Below are 21,272 nucleotides of genomic sequence, written 5' to 3'. Positions count from 1 at the left end.
GCGCTTGGTTTGTAAACGACCGCCGGTTCTTCTGGCCGAGCGCTTGCTTGGCTGCTTCGCTCGGCTTAAATTGCCCGCGCCACCGATGGTTTGCTGTGCAGTGGCGGCGCGTTGGTTGATCGACTGTAGGAGAGAATGGGTGGATGAGCAAAAAGCCCTGGGCGTGATGCGTGAGCTGGTCGACAACGGGCAACTGACCGACCCGGACAGTGCGCGCGGCAAACTGCTCCAGACCGCCGCCCACCTGTTTCGCAACAAGGGCTTCGAACGCACCACGGTACGCGACCTGGCCAGTGCCGTGGGCATCCAGTCGGGCAGCATCTTTCATCATTTCAAGAGCAAGGACGACATCCTGCGGGCGGTGATGGAAGAGACCATCCGCTACAACACCGCGTTGATGCGTGCGGCCCTGGCCGAGGCCGACAGCGTGCGCGAGCGGGTGCTGGCGCTGATTCGCTGCGAATTGCAGTCGATCATGGGCGGCACTGGCGAGGCCATGGCGGTGCTGGTCTATGAATGGCGTTCGCTCTCGCCGGACGGACAGCGGCACGTGCTGGCCCTGCGTGATACGTATGAAGACTTGTGGCTCGAGGTCCTGGGCCAGGCCAAGGAGGCCGGGTATATTCGCGGGGACGTGCCCATTACCCGGCGGTTCCTCACGGGGGCGTTGTCCTGGACCACCACCTGGTTTCGCACCGAAGGCAGCCTGAGCCTCGATGAACTGGCCGAGCAGGCCCTGATCCTGGTGCTTGAAGAAAAACAATAATCGAACGGCGCTTTAAATGGCCGCCTGGCTGGCTAAGCGGCTGAAACCGCCTAGCTTGATTGTAGTGATGGGGACTTTTGGGGAGTGGGTTATCTTGACGTTTTCGCCGATGGGGATGACCTCCCGTGTGCTGCTGGCCACTCTGGCCGTTTTCCTGGCGTTGCCGATCGAGGCGGCGCAATTGGTACGGATCGGCGCGGCACATTTTCCACCCTATACCGTTCGTCCCGAGAACGGTGCCGACACCGGCCTGCTGCCGCAGATGGTGGAGGCCTTGAACCAGTCTCAAAACGACTATCAGTTCGTCCTGGTGCCGACGTCGATCCCGCGCCGGTTCAATGATTTCAAGCAGGGCCGGGTCGACATGGCAATTTTCGAGAACCCCGAATGGGGTTGGCAGGATGTGCCGCACACGTCGGTGGACATGGGCCTGGAAGATGCCGAAGTCTTCGTCGCCCAGCGCCAGCCGGAGCGCCAGCAAAGTTATTTCGCCGACCTCAGGGGCAAGCGCCTGGCGCTGTTCAGCGGTTATCACTACGCCTTTGCCGAATTCAACGCCGACCCCAAGTTTCTCGCCGGTCAATACAACGCCACGCTGACGTATTCCCACGACAGCAATCTGCTGATGGTCTTGCGCGGGCGGGCGGATATCGCCCTGGTGACCCGTTCGTACCTCAACGATTACGTGTTGCGCAATCCCGAAGTCGGCCCGCAACTGCTGGTGTCTGAACGCATCGACCAGATTTACCACCATTACGCGCTGATCCGGCCACAGGCGCCCATTTCCAGCGAAGCGTTCGCACAGTTGCTGCAAACGCTGCGGGATAACGGTCAGATGCTGAAGATTTTCCAGCCCTATCAGATCCAGCTGGTCTCCACGCATTTCCATTGAGGGCGACACTAAATTTCCCGCCCCGGCTCACGTCACACGTTGACTACCGACGAATACGCGAGCCGCTCCCATGTCCAACCTCAACCACCCGACGACGCTGCCCTTGCCCGGTGGCCGTCGCCTCGGCGCCGATGAAACCGAACGCCACCTGAGCCTGATGCTCGAAGGCGCGCCGCTGATCCGGCTGCGCCTTGTGCGCGGTCCCGAGTTGCATGTGCATTTGCAGGAAATCAACGACCGCCCGGTGGGTCCGGCGCTGTGGGCGGCCTGCTATTGGCTGTTTGCCCGGGATCCCGAGTGTCAGCACCTGACCTGGCACCTCGGCGAGCGCCCCGGCGAAGCCTTGCTCAGCGGTTTATTGACGCTTACGGAGCGTGCCGGTGAATACCGCTGCGAGCGCACGATGTTCTGGCAATTGCCGCAGCCCTGGCTGGGGGAATCGTTCAGCGGCAGTTACCCGCAACAGATGGTCATCACCGATGGCCGCCGCCATCCGCGCCGGCCCATGAAGCCGCGTGGCGAGGTGTATCGACGTTTCGATGCGCGGCTGGGGGCCTGGGTCTCCTTGCGCACCCTGGAAATCGAGCAGGACCTTGAGCGTTTCAATCGCTGGCAGAACAGCCCGCGAGTGGCGAGCTTCTGGCAGGAGGAGGGCAGCCTGGAACAGCATCGCGAGTACCTGGGCAAGCTGCAGGCCGATCCCCGGGTCTTGACCCTGATCGGTTGCTTCGATGACCAGCCGTTCGCTTACTTCGAAGCCTATTGGGCCAAGGAGGATCGGATCGCGCCGTTCTATGAGGCCGACCACTATGATCGCGGTATCCACATGCTGGTGGGCGAAGAACAGCACCGCGGGCCGCACAAGGTGGCGAGCTGGTTGTCGGCGCTGGTGCATTACCTGTTCCTGGACGATCCGCGCACCCAACGCGTGGTCGCCGAGCCCCGGGCCGACAATGCGCGGATGATCGGGCACCTGCACAACCAGTGCTTCCATTGTGAAAAGGAATTCGATTTCCCCCACAAGCGCGCGGCGCTGATGATCCTGGGGCGTGAGCGGTTTTTTGATCGGTGTGGGTTGATGTAAGGCCTTATGGCCTTATCGCGAGCAAGCTCGCTCCCACAGTTTTGTGGTCACTGAAGATCCACTGTGGGAGCGAGCTTGCTCGCGATAAGGTCGGCAAAACCACCACAAGTCACCGACGGGCGAAAGTATCCCCCCGAACCCCCGACACCTTGCGGCAATGCACCAGGGCGTCGCGGATCATGAAGTTCACCAGGGTCGGCGAGACCCCCAGTTCCTTGGCGATGTCCTTCTGCGGCACGCCGTGCAGGCGGTACATCTCGAAGGCATAGCGGGTGCGGCTGGGCAGTTCGGTCAGCGCGTCGGCGATGTGCTCCAGCGTGGAGAAGTTGATATGGGAGGTTTCTGGCGAAGCACCCTGGATCACCACGTTCAACCCTTCCTCCTCCGGCCCCGAGTATCTCTGTTCCAGCGCCTGCTTGCGGTAGTGGTCGATCGCCAGGTTGCGCACGATCTGGAACAGATAACTGAGTTGCGCCTTGAACGAGGAGGTGATCTGTGGGGCCGATTGCAGCCGGAAAAAAGCGTCCTGCACCACATCTTCCGCGCGGGACCGGCAACCGGTAATACGCGCCGCGATCTTGACCAGGATCAGTCGGTTATCGACGAACGCCTGGAGTAACGGTGAGTCGCACCTGCTTGTGGATACTTGTTCCGTCATGGAATTCACCTTGCTGCAAAAAGTTAGCGGGACGTCCGGATGCCGGACCCGTCCTACACATCGAGCGCCAAATTAGGCTTAATGATAATGATTGTCAATTGAGAAGAAGAATTATTGATGTGACAAAGTCCAGCCTCGGCGCCGCGACCCATTGCCGCGGTGCCTGGCAGCTGGCTGCTTGGCTGCATGCCTCGGTGAGTCGGCTGCCCGACTAATTATTTGCCGTGGCTATCCGTTCCATGGGGGACAACTTGCAAGCCGAATTCAGGCAGGAAACCCCCATGACCGACGCGTTCGAACTCCCCAGCACCCTGGCTCATGCCCTCCAGCGCCGCGCCGCGTTGACGCCGGACCGGGTGGCCCTGCGCTTCCTTGCCGACACCCCTGGGCAGGGTGTGGTGTTGAGTTATCGCGACCTGGACCTGCGCGCCCGGACCATCGCCGGCGCCTTGCAGGCCGAAGCGGCGCAGGGCGATCGCGCCGTGCTGTTGTTTCCCAGTGGCCCGGATTACGTCGCGGCGTTCTTTGGCTGCCTCTACGCCGGGGTGATCGCGGTGCCGGCCTATCCGCCGGAGTCCGCCCGTCGCCACCATCAGGAGCGCCTGCTGTCGATCATCGCCGACGCCGAACCGCGCCTGCTGCTCACCAGCAGCGATCTGCGCGAGCCGTTGCAAGCCATCGAGTCGGCACCGCCGGTGTTGTGCGTCGATACCCTCGACCCGGCCCACGCCGGGCAATGGCGGATGCCGACGCTGCAGGACGATGACATCGCCTTTCTGCAATACACCTCCGGCTCCACCGCGCTGCCCAAGGGGGTGCAGGTCAGTCACGGCAACCTGGTGGCCAACGAACTGCTGATCCGCCATGGCTTCGGCATCGACCTGAACCCCGACGACGTCATCGTCAGCTGGCTGCCGCTGTACCACGACATGGGCCTGATCGGCGGTCTGTTGCAGCCGGTGTTCAGCGGCGTCCCTTGCGTATTGATGTCCCCGGCTTATTTCCTGGCCCGTCCCCTGCGTTGGCTCGAAGCGATCAGCGAGTACGGTGGCACCATCAGCGGCGGCCCGGATTTCGCCTATCGGTTGTGCAGCGAACGGGTCAGTGATTCGGCCCTGAACCGTCTCGACCTGAGCGGCTGGCGCGTGGCCTATTCCGGCTCCGAGCCGATCCGCCTCGACACCCTGGAGCGTTTTGCCGAGAAATTCGCTCCGTGCGGCTTCACGCCGGACAATTTCATGGCCTCCTATGGCCTGGCCGAAGCGACCTTGTTCGTCGCCGGCACGCCGCGCCGCCACGGCATTCCTTCGTTGCGAGTGGATGACGCGGCGTTGGCGCAGAACCGGGCCGAGCCGGGGCAGGGCAGCGCGGTGATGAGTTGCGGTGTCAGCCAGCCCGGGCACGCGGTGCTGATCGTCGAGCCCGCCACGTTGCAGCCGTTGGCCGACAATCAGGTCGGTGAAGTCTGGGCCGCCGGGCCGAGCATCGCCCTGGGTTACTGGCGCAACCCTGAAGCCAGTGCCAAAACCTTTGTCCAGCACGACGGCCGGACCTGGCTGCGCACTGGCGACCTGGGTTTCCGGCGCGGCGGCGAACTGTTCATCACCGGTCGCCTGAAAGACCTGCTGATCGTGCGCGGGCACAATCTCTATCCCCAGGACATCGAGCAAACCATCGAGCGCGAAGTGGAGGTGGTGCGCAAGGGCCGGGTGGCGGCGTTCGCGGTCAACGACAACGGCGGGGAGGGCATCGGCATCGCTGCGGAAATCAGTCGCAGCGTGCAGAAAATCCTGCCACCCGAAGCCTTGATCACCGCCATTCGCCAGGCCGTGGCCGAGGCCTGCCAGCAAGCCCCGAGCGTGGTGGTGCTGCTCAATCCCGGCGCGCTGCCCAAGACCTCCAGCGGCAAGTTGCAGCGCTCGGCCTGCCGCATCCGGTTGGCCGACGGCAGTTTGGACAGTTACGCACAGTTCCCGTCAGCCGAAGCAGACGTGGCTGACGAACCCGCCCCGGCCTCCGAGTTGCAAGCCCTCATCGGTCAGGTCTGGCGGGAGCAATTGCAGGTCGAGCAGGTCCGGGCCGACGATCATTTCTTCCTGCTGGGCGGCAACTCCATCGCCGCCACCCAGGTGATCGCACGCCTGAGCGAAACCCTCGGGCTGGTGCTCAACCTGCGCCTGCTGTTCGAAGCGCCGACCCTGGCGGCGTTCGCGGCAGCGGTGGCGAACCTGCAACCGGATGGCGGCCAGTCCCTGGGCGCGATCAGCCCATTGCCGCGCCATGCGCCACTGCCGCAATCCCTGGCGCAGAACCGTTTGTGGATCACCTGGCAGCTCGACCCGGCGAGCCGTGCCTACAATATTCCCGGTGCCTTGCACCTGCGTGGCGAGCTGGACGAAGACGCGCTGCGGGCCAGTTTCCAGCAATTGATCGAGCGTCATGAGTCCTTGCGCACGCGGTTCCTGGAGCGGGATGGGGTGGCCTTGCAACAGGTCGATCCGGCCGGCGAATTCAAGCTGCAGGTGATCGATCTCAGTGACGAACCTGCCAACCGGCGCGAAGCCCGGGCGCGGCAGGTTCGAGAAGACGAAGCGGCCACGCTGTTCGATCTGGAGAAGGGGCCGCTGCTGCGGGTCACCCTGTTGCGCCTCGACGAGGATGACCATCAACTGCTGGTGACGCTGCACCACATCATCGCCGACGGCTGGTCGATGAATGTATTGGTCGAAGAATTCTCCCGCGTGTACGCCGCCGCCTCCCAAGGCCAGGTTGCTGAACTGGCGCCATTGCCTTTGCAATACGCCGACTACGGCAGTTGGCAACGCCAGTGGCTCGCCCAGGGCGAGGCCGAACGCCAACTGAGCTACTGGAAACAGCAACTGGGCGCTGAACATTCGGCCCTGGTGCTGGGCACGGATCATCCACGCAGCGCTCAACGCCAGCGCAGCGCCGCGCGGCACAGCCTGCGCCTGGACAAGGACCTCGGCGAGGCCCTGCGCCACATGGCCCAGGCCCATGACGCGACGCCGTTCATGCTGTTGCTGGCGGCTTTCCAGGCGCTGTTGCAGCGTTACACCGGGCAATCCGACATCCGCGTCGGTGTGCCCAACGCCAACCGTCCGCGCCTGGACACCCAGGGGCTGATCGGCTTCTTCATCAACACCCAGGTCCTGCGCGGGCAGGTCGATTCCCGTCAACCGTTCGCCGCGCTGTTGGCCCAGGCCCGGGAAGCCACGCTCGGGGCCCAGGCCCACCAGGACCTGCCGTTCGAACAACTGCTCGAAGCATTTCCCGGTGCACGCGAGCAAGGCCTGTTCCAAGTGATGTTCAACCACCAGCAGCGTGACCTGAGTGCCTTGCGCCGTTTGCCGGGGTTGCTGGCGGAGGAGTTGCCGTGGCACAGCCGCGAAGCCAAGTTCGACCTGCAATTGCACAGCGAAGAAGATCGCAACGGCCGGTTGACCCTGTCGTTCGACTACGCCGACGAGCTGTTCGAGGCGGCGACCATCGAGCGGCTGGCCGTGCATTACTGCAACCTGTTGCGGGCGGTCTGTGCCGATCCGCAGCAAGCCATCGGCGATGTACCGTTATTGACCGCCGATGAACACAGCCAACAGCAGCAGTGGAGCGCGGCCCCGTGCGCGCCGGCCAGCCAATGGCTGCCGGAGCTGTTGAACGAGCAGGCCCGCCGCACGCCGCAACGGATCGCCCTGCGCTGGGACGGTGGTCAACTCGATTATGCCGAGCTGCACGCCCAGGCCAATCGCCTGGCCCATTACCTGCGGGACAAGGGCATTGGTCCGGACGTGTGCGTGGCGATTGCCTGCGAGCGCTCGCCGCAGTTGCTCGTTGGTGTACTGGCCATCATCAAGGCCGGCGGTGCCTATGTGCCGCTGGATGCGGACTACCCGGCCGAACGCCTGGCCTACATGCTCGACGACAGCGGCGTCGACCTGCTGCTGACCCAGACCGCGTTGCTGGAGCGTTTGCCAGCCTGCGACGGCGTCAGTGTCATCGCCATGGACGCCCTGCACCTGGAACAATGGCCGAGCAACCCGCCGGGCCTGCACCTGCACGGCGATCACCTGGCCTACGTGATCTACACCTCTGGCTCCACCGGCCAGCCCAAAGGCGTCGGCAATACCCACGCGGCCCTGGCCGAGCGCCTGCAATGGATGCAAGCGACCTACGGGCTGGATGCCAACGATGTGCTGATGCAAAAGGCCCCCATCAGCTTCGACGTGTCGGTCTGGGAATGCTTCTGGCCGCTGATCACCGGCAGTCAACTGGTCCTGGCTGGCCCCGGCGAGCACCGTGACCCGCACCGCATCGCCCAGTTGGTGCAGCAGTTTGGCGTCACCACTCTGCACTTCGTACCGCCGCTGCTCAGCCTGTTTGTCGAAGAGCCGCTGAGCGCCCGCTGCACCAGCCTGCGCCGGCTGTTCTGCGGTGGCGAAGCCTTGCCGGCCGAGTTGCGCAACCGGGTGTTGGCGCAACTGCCGTCGGCGCAATTGCACAACCGCTACGGCCCGACCGAAACCGCGATCAACGTCACCCATTGGCATTGTACCGACGCTGATGGCGAGCGTTCGCCCATCGGCCGTCCCCTGGGCAACGTGCTGTGCCGGGTGCTCGACAGCGACCTCAATCCCGTGCCGGCCGGTGTGCCGGGCGAGCTGTGCATTGGCGGCCTGGGCCTGGCCCGGGGTTACCTCGGGCGTCCGGGCCTGAGCGCCGAGCGTTTCGTCGCCGACCCGATGGGACCGGCCGGTGCGCGGTTGTACCGCACCGGCGACCGGGCACGTTGGGGCGTCGACGGCGTGATCGAATACCTCGGCCGCCTCGATCAGCAGGTCAAGCTGCGGGGCTTCCGGGTCGAGCCGCAGGAAATCGAAGCGCGCCTGTTGGCCCAGGACGGTATTGCCCAAGTGGCGGTGCTGGTGCGCGACACCTCGGCCGGCCCGCAGTTGATCGGTTATTACACCGCGCCGGAGGTCGCCCACGGCCAGGACGAATTGAACACCCGGCTCAAGGCCGCCCTGGCCGCCGAACTGCCGGACTACATGGTGCCCGCCCAATTGCTACGCCTGGACGCCATGCCCTTGAGCCCGAGCGGCAAGCTCGATCGCCGCGCCTTGCCTGAACCGCAATGGCAGGTGCGCGAGCATGTCGAGCCGGTCAGCGCCCTCCAACAGCAAATCGCCGGCATCTGGCGCGACGTGCTGGGACTGGCGCGCATCGGCTTGCGGGACGATTTTTTTGCCCTCGGCGGCCATTCGCTGCTGGCGACCCAGATCATTTCCCGCACTCGCCAGGCCTGTGACGTGGAACTGCCGTTGCGGGCGCTGTTCGAGGCGAGCGAACTGGGTGCTTTCGTCGAACAAGTGCGCTTGATCCAAGCCAGCGGCCAGACCAACCGCCAGCCGCCCATCGAGACGGTCGATCGCAGCCAACCGGTGCCGCTGTCGTATTCCCAGCAGCGCATGTGGTTCCTCTGGCAGATGGAGCCGGACAGCCCGGCCTACAACGTCGGTGGCATGGCGCGGTTGCGCGGGGTGCTGGATGTCGGGCGCTTCGAGGCGGCCTTGCAGGCGTTGATCCTGCGCCACGAAACCCTGCGCACCACGTTCCCGAGCGTCGACGGCGTGGCCTGCCAACAGGTGCACGGCGAGACGGGCCTGCGCATGGATTGGAAGGACTTCTCGATGCTGGCCGCTGACATTCGGCAGCAGCGGGTGCAGCAACTGGCCGACAGCGAGGCCCACCAGCCCTTCGACCTGGAAACCGGACCGCTGCTGCGGGCCTGCCTGGTCAAGACCGCCGAACATGAGCATTACTTTGTGCTGACGCTGCACCACATCGTCACCGAAGGCTGGGCGATGGACATTTTCGCCCGTGAACTGAGCGCGCTGTACGAAGCTTTTGTCGACGACCGTGAATCCCCCCTGGAGCCGTTGCCGGTGCAGTACCTGGACTACAGCGTCTGGCAGCGCCAGTGGCTGGAATCCGGCGAACGTCAACGGCAGCTGGACTACTGGACCGCGCAACTGGGCCGCGAGCATCCGCTGCTGGAACTGCCCGGCGACCGCCCGCGTCCGTCGGTGCAAAGCCATCGCGGTGGACTGTTCCGTTTCGATCTCAGCGATGAGCTGGCCGCGCGGGTCCGCACCTTCAACGCGCAACAGGGCCTCACCCTGTTCATGACCATGACCGCTGCCCTGGCCGTGTTGCTCTACCGCTACAGCGGCCAGACCGACCTGCGCATCGGCGCGCCGGTGGCCAACCGCATCCGCCCGGAAAGCGAAGGGCTGATCGGCGCGTTCCTCAACACCCAAGTGCTGCGTTGCCAGCTCGACGGGCAGATGTCGGTGGGCGAACTGTTCGAGCAGGTGCGCCACACCGTCATCGAAGGCCAGTCCCATCAGGACCTGCCGTTCGATCATCTGGTGGAAGCTCTGCAACCGCCGCGCAGTGCGGCCTACAACCCACTGTTCCAAGTGATGTGCAACGTGCAGCGCTGGGAATTCCAGCAGAGCCGCACCCTGGCCGGCATGACCGTCGAATACCTGGTCAACGACGCCCGGGCCACCAAGTTCGACCTCAACCTGGAAGTCACCGACCTGGATCAACGCCTGGGTTGCTGCCTGACTTACAGCACCGACCTGTTCGACGAACCGCGCATCGCGCGCATGGCCGGGCATTGGCGCAACCTCCTGCAAGCGCTGCTGGACGACCCGGCCCGACGCCTGAGCGAGTTGCCGCTGCTCGATGCCGGCGAGCAGCAACACCTGCTCGACAGCCTGGGCGTCGAGCCCGGTGAGCATCGCCTGGACCAATGCATCCACCCACTGTTCGCCGAACAGGCCCGGGCGCGTCCCGACGCGCCGGCCCTGACCTTCGCCGGGCAGACCCTGACGTATGCGCAACTGGACAGCCGCGCCAATCGCCTGGCCTGGCGCCTGCGCGAGGCAGGCGTCGGGCCGCAGGTGCGGGTCGGCCTGGCCCTGGAGCGCTCGCTGGAAATGGTCATTGGCCTGCTGGCGATTCTCAAGGCCGGCGGTGCCTACGTGCCGCTGGATCCGGAATACCCGCTGGATCGCCTGCACTACATGATCGAAGACAGTGGCATCAGCCTGCTGCTCAGCGACCGGGCGATGCTCCGGGCTCTCGGTGCATTGCCCGACGGCGTGGGCTGCTGGTGCCAGGAAGACGATTCGCCGGCCTTGGCGCAGTACCCGGATCACTCGCTGCCGTTGATCAACCTGCCGCAACACCAGGCCTACCTGATCTACACCTCCGGTTCCACCGGCAAGCCCAAGGGCGTGGTGGTGTCCCACGGTGAAATCGCCATGCATTGCCAGGCGGTGATCCAGCGCTTTGGCATGCGCTCGGACGACTGCGAGCTGCATTTCTATTCCATCAACTTCGATGCGGCCACCGAACGTCTCTTGGTGCCGCTGCTCAGTGGTGCCCACGTGGTGTTGCGGGCCCAGGGCCAGTGGGACGCCGAGGAAATCTGCGGGCTGATTCGCCAGCATCGCATCAACATCCTGGGTTTCACCCCCAGCTACGGCAGTCAGTTGGCGCAGTGGTTGGCCACACAGGGCCAGACCCTGCCGGTGCGCATGTGCATCACTGGCGGCGAAGCCCTGACGGGCGAGCATTTGCACCGCATTCGCGCGGCGTTCAGCCCGAGCCTGTTCTTCAATGCCTATGGCCCGACCGAAACCGTGGTCATGCCCCTGGCGAGCCTGGCCCCCGAGCAATTGGGGGAGGGCGCGGCCAGTGTGCCGATTGGCAGCGTGATCGGTGCCCGGGTGGCCTACATCCTCGACGCCGACCTGGCGTTGGTGCCGCCAGGTGCCACGGGCGAGTTGTATGTGGGCGGCGCCGGTCTGGCCCAGGGGTATCACCAGCGTCCGGGGATGACCGCCGAGCGTTTCGTCGCCGACCCGTTCGCCACCGAGGGCGGACGCCTCTATCGCACCGGCGACCTGGTGCGCCAGCGCCCCGACGGGCTGGTGGAGTACCTGGGACGGATCGACCATCAAGTGAAGATCCGTGGTTTCCGCATCGAACTGGGGGAAATCGAAACCCGCCTGCTGGAACATGAGGCGGTGCGCGAGGCCGTGGTCCTGGCCCTCGACACGCCCGGCGGCAAGCAACTGGCCGGCTACCTGGTGAGCGACATCGCCAGCCAGGACGATGATCGACAAGCGGCCCTGCGCGACGCCTTGAAAAACCACCTCAAGGCCCAGTTGCCGGACTACATGGTGCCCACGCACCTGATCCTGCTGGCGAGCATGCCGCTGACCGCCAACGGCAAGCTCGACCGCCGCGCCTTGCCGCTGCCCGATCCTGAGCTCAATCGCCAACACTACGTGGCGCCGAGCAATGCCCTGGAACAAACCTTGGCGGCGATCTGGTGCGACGTGCTGAACGTGGCGCAGGTGGGCCTCAACGATAATTTCTTCGAGCTGGGCGGTGATTCGATCCTGTCCATCCAGGTGGTCAGTCGTGCCCGGCAGCAGGGCATTCATTTCACACCCCGGGACTTGTTCCAGCACCAGACCGTACAGACCCTGGCCGCCGTTGCCACACGCAGCCAGCAAATGCATGCCGAGCAGGGCCTGTTGCAGGGCGAGTCCGGGTTGACGCCGATCCAGCACTGGTTTTTCGATCGCCCGATTCCCAACCGGCATCACTGGAACCAGGCTTTGCTGCTGGAACCGGCCACGGCCTTGGATCCGCAACGGCTGGAGCAGGCGCTGCGCAGCGTCTTCCAGCACCACGATGCCTTGCGCCTGGGCTTCGACGAAAGCGCCGGACATTGGCGCGCCGAGCACCAATCGCTGGCTGACGCTGTGCTGTTGCAGCAGGTCTGCGTGGACACTGCCCAGGCGTGCGAAGCGTTGTTTGCCGAGGCGCAGAGCCGTTTCAATCTGGCCACCGGGCCGTTGCTGCGTGCCGTGCTGGCGCAGTTGCCGGATGGTCGGCAACGGTTGTTGATCGCCATTCATCACCTGGTGGTGGACGGTGTGTCGTGGCGGGTGCTGATGGACGATTTGCAAACCGTCTACCGCCAGCTCGTCGCCGGGCAGGCGGCGCAACTGCCGGCCAAGACCAGCCCGTTGCGCGACTGGACCGCGCGTTTGCAGGCCTACGCCGGCAGCGAGTCCCTGCGCGAGGAGCTGGGTTGGTGGCAAGCGCAATTGAGCGGTGCGCCAGTACAACTGCCGTGCGCGAATCCTGACGGCGGGCTGCAGGAGCGTCACGGGCAAACCGTCAGCGTGCGCCTGGACGCCGAGCGTACCCGGCAACTGCTGCAACAGGCGCCAAGCGCCTACCGCACCCAGGTCAATGACCTGCTGCTCACGGCGTTGGCCCGGGTGCTGTGCCGTTGGAGCGGCCACGATTCGGCCTTGGTCCAGCTCGAAGGCCACGGCCGCGAAGCGCTGTTCGACGACCTCGACCTGACCCGCACCGTCGGCTGGTTCACCAGCGTCTATCCCGTGCGCCTGAGTCCGACGGTCGAAGACTTCAGCGTCTCGATCAAGGCCATCAAGGAGCAACTGCGCGCGGTGCCCCACAAGGGCCTCGGTTATGGCGTGCTGCGTTACCTGGCGGATGCGCCGACACGCGAGGCGATGGCCGGCCTGCCGCACGCGGCGATCACCTTCAACTACCTGGGTCAGCTCGACCAGACCCTGGGCCAGGAGGCGCTGTTCCAGCCGCTGGATGCGCCCCTGGGGGCCATTCACGATCCCGATGCGCCGTTACCCAATGTGTTGAGCGTCGACAGCCAGGTCAGCGGCGGCGAACTGGTGCTGCGCTGGACCTTCAGTGCCCAGCGCCATGAGCGCCAGGCCATCGCCGCCCTGGCCGAGGCTTACCTCGATGAGTTACAACGCCTCATCGAACACTGCCTGACGGACGAGGCGGGCGGGCTGACGCCATCGGACTTCCCCCTGGCGAAGCTGACCCAGGGCCAGCTCGACAGCCTGCCCGTGCCGGCCGCGCGGATCGAAGACGTCTACCCGTTGACGCCCATGCAGGAAGGCATGCTGTTGCATACCCTGCTGGAGCCGGGCACCGGCCTGTACTACATGCAGGATCGCTACCGCATCAACAGCGAACTGGACCCGCAGCGTTTTGCCCAGGCCTGGCAGGCGGTCATCGCCCGTCACGAAGCCTTGCGCGCATCGTTCTGCTGGAACGTCGGCGAAGACATGCTGCAAATCATCCACAAGCCAGGCCGCACACCGGTGGATTACCTCGACTGGTGCGAGGTGCCTGAAGACGCCCAGGAAGCCAAGCTCCAGGCCCTGCTCAAGGATGAACGCGAGGCCGGTTTCGACCTGTTGAACCAGGCGCCATTCCACCTGCGGCTGATTCGGGTCGGCGCGGCGCGCTACTGGTTCATGATGAGTAACCACCACATCCTCATCGATGCCTGGTGCCGTTCGCTGCTGATGGACGACTTCTTCGAGATCTACACCGCCCTGGGCGAGCGGCGCGAGCCGCAGTTGGCCGTGCCGCCGCGCTATCGCGACTACATCGGCTGGCTGCAACACCAGAGCCTGGATGAAGCCCGGCAGTGGTGGAAGCGCAACCTGCAAGGCTTCGAGCGGACCACGCCGATCCCTGGCGACCGGCCGTTCCTGCGCGAGCACGCCGGTGACAGCGGCGGCATGATCGTCGGCGACTGCTACACCCGTCTCGATGCCCGGGACGGCGCACGGCTGCGGGAACTGGCCCAGGCCCATCAACTGACGGTCAACACCTTCGCCCAGGCGGCGTGGGCCCTGGTCCTGCGCCGGGTCAGCGGCGACCGCGACGTGCTGTTCGGCGTCACCGTGGCCGGGCGCCCGGTGGAGCTGCCGCAGATGCAACGCACCGTCGGGCTGTTCATCAACAGTATCGCTTTGCGCGTGCAGATGCCCGAGGACCATCAGCGCTGCAGCGTGCGCCAGTGGCTCAGCGATTTACTGGACAGCAACATGCAACTGCGCGAGTACGAGTACCTGCCGCTGGTGAGCATCCAGGACGTCAGCGAACTGCCCAAGGGCCAACCGCTGTTCGACAGCCTGTTCGTGTTCGAGAACGCACCGGTGGAAGTCTCGGTGCTGGACCGTGCCCAAAGCCTCAATGCCACCTCCGACTCGGGCCGCACCCACACCAACTTCCCGCTGACGGCGGTCTGTTACCCGGGGGATGACCTGGGGCTGCACCTTTCCTACGACCAGCGCTACTTCGATGAAGCCACCGTCCAGGGCTTGCTGAGTGAGTTCAAGCGGCTGCTGCTGGCGCTGATGGAGGGCTTGAACGGTGACATGAGCGAGTTGCCGTTGATCGGTGCCCAAGAGCAGGACTTCCTGATCGAAGGCTGCAACCAGAGCGAGCATGCCTATCCGCTGGAACAGAGCTACGTCGAGCTGTTCGAGGCACGGGTCGCGGCCCATCCGCAACGTCTTGCGGTCAGTTGCCTGGACACGACCTGCAGCTACGCCGAGTTGAATGCGCGCAGCAACCGCCTCGGCCACGCGCTCATCGCGGCCGGGGTCGGTCTGGATCAGCCGGTGGCGTTGCTGGCTGAACGGGATGCGCAACTGTTGGGCATGATCATCGGCAGCTTCAAGGCCGGTGCCGGCTACTTGCCGCTGGATCCCGGCCTGCCCAGCCAGCGCCTGAGCCGCATCATCGAATTGAGCCGCACGCCTTTGCTGGTCTGTACCCAGGCCTGCCAGGTCCAGGCCCAGGCGTTGCTGGACGAGTTCGCCTGTTCCGGACGGCCGAAGTTGCTGGTATGGGAAACCGTCCAGGCCGGCGACTTTTCGTCGCAAGACCCGGGCGTCTACAGCGGGCCGGACAATCTCGCCTACGTGATCTACACCTCCGGCTCCACCGGCCTGCCCAAAGGCGTGATGGTGGAACAGCGGGGCATGCTCAACAACCAACTGAGCAAAGTGCCGTACCTGGCGCTGAGCGAGGCGGATGTCATCGCTCAGACGGCGTCCCAAAGCTTCGATATTTCGGTCTGGCAGTTCCTGGCCGCGCCGTTGTTCGGCGCCCGGGTCAACATCGTGCCCAACGCCATCGCCCACGACCCGCAAGGGCTGCTGGAGCATGTGCAGCAACAGGGCATCACCGTGCTGGAAAGCGTGCCGTCGCTGATCCAGGGCATGCTCGCCCAAGAGCGCATCGGCCTGGACGGCCTGCGCTGGATGCTGCCCACCGGCGAAGCGATGCCGCCGGAGCTGGCCCATCAATGGTTGCTGCGCTATCCGGACATTGGTCTGGTAAATGCCTACGGGCCGGCGGAATGCTCCGATGACGTGGCGTTCTTCCGGGTCGACCAGGCCTCGACCCGTGGCACTTACCTGCCGATTGGCACGCCCACCGACAACAACCGTTTGTACCTGCTCGACGGCGCGCTGGACCTGGTGCCGCTGGGGGCGGTGGGGGAGTTGTGCGTGGCGGGCACCGGGGTCGGGCGCGGGTATGTCAGCGATCCGTTGCGCACCGCCCCGGTCTTTGTGCCGAACCCGTTCGGGGCGCCGGGAGCGCGGCTGTACCGCACCGGCGACCTGGCGCGGCGGCGCAGCGACGGGGTGTTGGAGTACGTTGGGCGCGTCGACCATCAGGTGAAGATTCGCGGCTACCGCATCGAACTGGGGGAAATCGAAGCGCGCTTGCATGAACAGCCGGAAGTGCGCGATGGGGCGGTGGGCGTGCAGGAGGGCGCCAATGGAAAGCATCTGGTGGGCTACCTGGTGGCCACCGACTCGGCACTCAAACCCGCCGAACGCCTGGAGCGCATCAAGCAGCGCCTGCGGGCCGAACTGCCGGAATACATGGTGCCGCTGCACTGGCTGTGGCTCGATCGCCTGCCCCTCAACGCCAATGGCAAGCTCGACCGCAAGGCCTTGCCGGCCCTGGAGATCGGCCAGTTGCAAAGCCAGGATTATCAGGCCCCTGGTAATGACCTGGAGCAGACCCTGGCAGACATCTGGGCCCAGGTGCTGAAAGTCGAGCGGGTGGGGGTACGGGACAACTTCTTCGAGTTGGGCGGCCATTCCTTGCTGGCGACGCAAATCGCCTCACGGGTGCAAAAGGCCCTGCAACGCAACGTGCCGCTGCGGGCGATGTTCGAGTGCAGCACGGTGCAGGAATTGGCCGACTACATCGAGGGGCTGGCGGCCAGTGAAATCACCGAGGAGAAGGTGGATCGGTTGAATGATTTGATGGCGGAGTTGGAAGGGTTGTAGTTTTGCGGCGTCTATGAAGACCTCTTCGCGAGCAAGCTCGCTCCCACATGGGATTTGCGTCGTTCACAAAACCCTGTGGGAGCGAGCTTGCTCGCGATAGCGTCAGTCCTGACACAGCAAAACCCAAGGTTGACGCCTCGCGCTTCGCGGCTCAGTCTTCCCAAGCTTTTTTCCAGACTCAAACAAGGAGGTCACCCATGCCCTTTGCAACGATCGACGGACAACCGCTTCACTACCTGGACCAGGGCCAGGGCCCGGTGGTGTTGCTGGGCGGCAGCTACCTGTGGGACCACGCCATGTGGGCGCCGCAGATAGAGGTGTTGTCCAGGCATTACCGGGTCATCGCTCCGGACCTTTGGGGCCATGGCCAGTCCGGGCAGATGCCGGAAGGCATGAGTTCGCTGAACGATATGGCCCGCCAGATGATGGAGCTGCTGGATTATTTGAGCATCGACTGCTTCCACCTGGTGGGGCTTTCGGTGGGCGGGATGTGGGGGACGCGGCTGGCGCTGGCGGCGCCCACGCGGATCCAGTCGCTGGTGCTGATGGATACTTACGTGGGCGTCGAGCCGGAGCAGACCCGCCAGTACTATTTCTCGCTGTTCGACAAGATCGAAGCCAGCGGCAGCGTTCCCGAGCCGTTGCTGGACATCGTCGTGCCGATCTTCTTCCGGCCGGGTATCGATCCGCAGTCGGCGCTGTACCAGCAGTTTCGCGCCACATTGGCCGCGCTGCCGACCGATCGCCTGCGCGCCAGCATCGTACCGCTGGGGCGGATCATTTTCGGTCGGGACGACATGCGGGGGCGTTTGCATGAGCTCAACGCTCAGCGCACCCTGGTGATGTGCGGCGACCAGGACAAACCAAGGCCACCGTCCGAGGCACTGGAAATGGCCGAACTGATTGGCTGCCTGCATGTGCTGGTCCCGGACGCGGGGCACATTTCCAATCTTGAGAATCCGCAGTTCGTGACCGAGGCGTTGCTGAAGGCCTTGCGCGGCTGATCCACCGCATCGCGAGCAGGCTCGCTCCCACTGGGATTTTGTAATCGATGCAAATCCACTGTGGGAGCGAGCCTGCTCGCGATTGCAATGTGCCTGTCACCTCAATGCTGACTGAGCTGCCGTCATCGCGAGCAAGCTCGCTCCCACAGGTGGCTGCAGTGGTTGTCGGTCACTTCGGCCCGAGAATCTTCACCAGCTTGTCCGGTGACGGCGCGCCTTGCTGCTGTTGCAGGTCGCCTTTTTCATCCAGATAGAAAATAGCCGGGGTGGCGGACAGTTCCAGTTCGTCCATCAACTGCTGGTTGGCGTCCAGTTTGGCCTGGATGGCGGGCGGTATGTCCTTGAGCGGCTTGAGCGGGCTGCCCTTGCCGGCCTTTTCATGCTCGGCCAGGGCTTTTTCCGGGTCCTTGGCGGCCAGCAAGGCGGCGGATTTACCCGGGCTGTCTTCGCGGATGATGCCCACCATGATGTGGCGCAACTGCACCTTGCCGGCCTTGACCCAAGGCCGGGCCTGTTCCCAGAACATGTTGCAGTACGGGCAGTTCGGGTCGCTGAACAGGTACACCGTGCGCGGTGCGTCCTTGTTGCCGTCGGCGATCCAGTTGCTCGCTTCCATCTTCGTCCAGATGGCCTTGGCCATCGGTGCATAGACCAGTTTTTGCAGCGGCTCGGCGCTCAGGTCCTTGCCCTCGGCGTCGTACAGGTTGCCCAGCAGGACGTGCTGCCCATCCGGGGTCAGGTACAGCGCCATGCCGCGGTTCTGGTATTGCGCCGCGTAACCGCGCAACCCGTCCGGGGCCTCGAAAGTGCCGACGATTTTCGCGCCCTTGGCTTCGATCTTCTTGATGGCCGCAGGCAACTCTTCGGCCTGCAGCAGCGGAGCCTGCGACAGTGCGGCGGCGACGGCCAGGGTCAGCAGGTGGCGGAGGCGGGGCATGGCGGTTTCCTTGTGGCGGAGTGGGGCGTCGTGGACGAATCCGGCGTTTCGAAGTTTTCCAGGGCGCGGGCCAGGCTCGCTTCCGACAATTCGCCCAGGTGGCTACCCAGCAGGCGGCCGTCGGCACTGTAGAATAGGGTGGTCGGCAGGGCCATGGAACCCACGGCCTGGCCGAGGCGGCCACTGCCATCGAATAACACGTTGGTCAGGCTCAAGCCCTGGGTGGCCAGGTAGGTGCTGACGCTTTGCATGCTTTCGGCCTGGTTGACGAACAGGAAGGTCAGGTCCGGACGCTGTTGCTGGGCTTCTTCGAGCACCGGCATTTCACGTCGGCAGGGTGGGCACCAGGTGGCCCAGAGGTTGATCACCAGCGGGCCGCCCTGGTAGTCGGTGAGCTTCACGGTCTGGCCGTCGGCGGTGCGCAGGGTGATGTCCGGCAGCCGAGTGCCTTGTTCATAAATCGTCAACGACAGGGTCGCCACCAGCCAGAACAGCAAGCCGCTGCCGACGCCGAAGCCCAATGGGCGGCGCAGGGCCGGGCGGCGCCGGGCCCACAGCAAGGCGCCCATCAGCAGCGCCACGATCCCCGGCCAGGCGAGGAAACCGCCGTCCCGCAGGTCGACGATCTGCCACGGGTCGTCCCGGTAATGTTGCCAATAGGCAACGACGAAGCCGATCCGTGCGGCCAAAAGCCCCAGCAGAAACAGCACGAACAGCACCGACTCAGGGTTCTCGCCACCGCGCCTGGCCACCCGCCAGCCGACGAAGGTCGCCAGGGCCAAGGCGCTGATCAGCAACAGATGGTTAAGGGCGATGGCGAAGGTGCCCAGAGTGAACGTCAGCATCAGCGTGCGTCCCGGGTGAGGTTCCAGCGCTCCAGGAACGCCTTGGCGTCGACTTCCCCGGTGATCCGCTGGCCGCGGCGCTCTTCACCGTCGGCGCCGATCCACAGCAGGCTCGGCGGCCCCGGTACCTGGTAACGGCTCAGCAACGCGCGGCTGGCGGGGCTGTCGGCGGTGACGTCGAGGCGCAGCAGGCGCACGCCTTGCAGGGCGTCCAGCACCTCGGCGCGGCCGAAGACCTGTTTCTCCATGATCTTGCAGGACACGCACCAGTCGGCGTAATAGTCCAGCAGCACCCACTGGCCCTGGGCCTTGGCGGCGTCCAGTTCCCGTTGCAGGGCGATAGGCTCGCTGACGGTGGTGAATGTATCGTGGGCGCTGACGGTCGCGCTACCCTCGCTGCCGGCGTAGACCTTCAGGGGGTGGAAGAAATCATCGCCATCGCCCGCCGCGCCAATCACCAGCAGGCTACCCCACAGGCCGAACAGCAGCGAGGCGCTGCCGCAGAGGTAGGCCATGCGGCCGAAGCCTTCGGTCTGGCGCCAGGCGCTGTAGGCGGCGATCAACAGCAGCACGCCCCACAGTCCGATCCACAGCGAGCCGTCGATGATCGGGCGAATCATCAGCAGCGCGGTGCCCAGGAACAGGAAGCCGAACACGCCCTTGAGCAGGTTCATCCAGGCGCCGGGCTTGGGCAGGAAGCGGTTGCCCACGGTCACCAGGAGCAACAGTGGCAGGCCCATGCCGATGCCCATGGTGAACAGGATCAACCCGCCGTGCAGCGCATTGCCGCTCTGGGCGATGTACAGCAGGGCGCCGGCCAGCGGGGCGGTCATGCACGGGCCCACCAACAGGCCGGACAGGGCGCCGAGCACGCCGGCACCCACCAGGCTGCCACCGCGTCTCTGGCGCCCGGCGTTTTCCAGGCGATCACGCAGCGCCGCCGGCAATTGCAACTCGAAGAAGCCGAACATCGGCAGCGCCAGCAACACGAATACGGCCGCGAAGCTGCCCAGCAGCCACGGTTGTTGCAGCAGTGCCTGGAGGTTGGCCCCCAGCAGGGCGGCGAGCACGCCCATGGCCGCATACACCAGGGCCATGCTGATCACGTAGCTGCCGGCCAAGGCCAGGCCGCGTCTCGGCCCGGCGCCGCTGCCCACCACCAGCCCGGCCAGGATCGGCAGCATCGGCAGCGAACAAGGGGTGAACGCCAGCAGCAGGCCCAGGCCGAAGAACACCAGCAGGCTCCAGCCCAAGGCCCGTTGCTGCAGGCCGCTGGCCAGGGCCTGGTCCGGCGCCTCGCCGGTCACCGCCGCCGGTGCGCTGCCGCCCAGGTCAATCACCTGGGTCTGGGGGGGGTAGCACAGGCCGGCATCGGCACAGCCCTGGAAACCCACCTTGATCTTGCCCGTGGCACCGGCGGGGATCTTCAGTTCCAGCGCCTGGCGATAGACTTGCTGGTCGCCGAAAAACTCGTCGCTGTGGGCCTCGCCCTCTGGCAACCTGGGTTTCTGCGCCTCGGCCAGGCCATCGAACTTGAGCCGCTGCTTATACAGGTAGTACCCATCGGTAATCTGCCAGAACAGCTGCGTTTCACCGGAATCCAGGCGTTCGGAGGTCAACACGAATGCCTTTTCCACCGGCAGGAAATCGGGTTTGGTCTCGAAGGGATTGGCGGCCTGGGCCAGGCCCGAGATCAGCAGCAGCCACAGCAAAAACAATCGACGCATGGATAAAGCCTTAGAACGAAGCGAGTGGAAAACACAATGGCGACTGGCGATTAACCGTCGATTAACCCGGCGGCGACCGGCAGGCCGCAAT

General features: G+C 64.9%; 9 protein-coding genes. 5 read left to right on the top strand and 4 right to left on the bottom strand.

All coding sequences use genetic code 11. From position 1 onward, the window contains the following. Positions 1–139 precede the first annotated feature (139 nt). From BLO80_RS04605 to BLO80_RS04595, 3 genes are all read left to right on the top strand, one after another. Positions 140–766: a TetR/AcrR family transcriptional regulator gene (locus BLO80_RS04605; protein WP_092327049.1), complete on the top strand. Its 627-nt coding sequence runs from the start codon at positions 140–142 to the stop codon at positions 764–766. A gap of 115 nt (positions 767–881) precedes the next feature. Beyond that, entirely contained in the window at positions 882–1,658 is a 777-nt protein-coding gene (locus BLO80_RS04600; protein ID WP_175459453.1) for a substrate-binding periplasmic protein, read from the top strand. A 70-nt stretch (positions 1,659–1,728) separates the two neighbouring features. Further along, on the top strand, positions 1,729–2,742 hold the full coding sequence (locus tag BLO80_RS04595; protein WP_092327047.1) for a GNAT family N-acetyltransferase: 1,014 nt from the start codon (positions 1,729–1,731) through the stop codon (positions 2,740–2,742). Between the two features lie 109 nt (positions 2,743–2,851). On the opposite strand, the gene BLO80_RS04590 is transcribed toward BLO80_RS04595, so the two are convergent. Continuing rightward, on the bottom strand, positions 2,852–3,400 hold the full coding sequence (locus BLO80_RS04590; RefSeq protein ID WP_092327046.1) for an RNA polymerase factor sigma-70: 549 nt from the start codon (positions 3,398–3,400) through the stop codon (positions 2,852–2,854). A 281-nt stretch (positions 3,401–3,681) separates the two neighbouring features. Here BLO80_RS04590 and BLO80_RS04585 point away from each other — a divergent pair, with 281 nt between their 5' ends. Then, positions 3,682–16,668 carry a non-ribosomal peptide synthetase gene (locus BLO80_RS04585; protein WP_092327044.1) on the top strand — a complete coding sequence of 4,329 codons (12,987 nt, stop codon included), beginning with the start codon at positions 3,682–3,684 and terminating at the stop codon, positions 16,666–16,668. A 197-nt stretch (positions 16,669–16,865) separates the two neighbouring features. Then, positions 16,866–17,672: an alpha/beta fold hydrolase gene (locus BLO80_RS04580; protein ID WP_092327043.1), complete on the top strand. Its 807-nt coding sequence runs from the start codon at positions 16,866–16,868 to the stop codon at positions 17,670–17,672. Between the two features lie 169 nt (positions 17,673–17,841). Here the strand turns inward: BLO80_RS04580 and dsbG are convergent, their stop codons facing one another. Genes dsbG through dsbD form a run of 3 tightly spaced genes read right to left on the bottom strand, consistent with a single transcriptional unit; the run spans position 17,842 to position 21,181 of the window. Further along, positions 17,842–18,609 (bottom strand): thiol:disulfide interchange protein DsbG, encoded by a 768-nt coding sequence (gene dsbG, locus BLO80_RS04575; protein ID WP_092327041.1) that lies wholly within the window; start codon positions 18,607–18,609, stop codon positions 17,842–17,844. Beyond that, entirely contained in the window at positions 18,585–19,454 is an 870-nt protein-coding gene (locus tag BLO80_RS04570; RefSeq protein ID WP_092327040.1) for a TlpA family protein disulfide reductase, read from the bottom strand. Before BLO80_RS04570 ends, dsbG begins: the two co-directional genes overlap by 25 nt. Further along, positions 19,454–21,181 carry a protein-disulfide reductase DsbD gene (dsbD, locus tag BLO80_RS04565; RefSeq protein ID WP_092327039.1) on the bottom strand — a complete coding sequence of 576 codons (1,728 nt, stop codon included), beginning with the start codon at positions 21,179–21,181 and terminating at the stop codon, positions 19,454–19,456. Before dsbD ends, BLO80_RS04570 begins: the two co-directional genes overlap by 1 nt. Positions 21,182–21,272 lie beyond the last annotated feature (91 nt).

Source organism: Pseudomonas sp. NFACC56-3 (assembly GCF_900100025.1).
GTDB classification, from domain to species: domain Bacteria; phylum Pseudomonadota; class Gammaproteobacteria; order Pseudomonadales; family Pseudomonadaceae; genus Aquipseudomonas; species Aquipseudomonas fluorescens_AA.
This window is presented reverse-complemented; position numbering and strand designations above follow the sequence as displayed.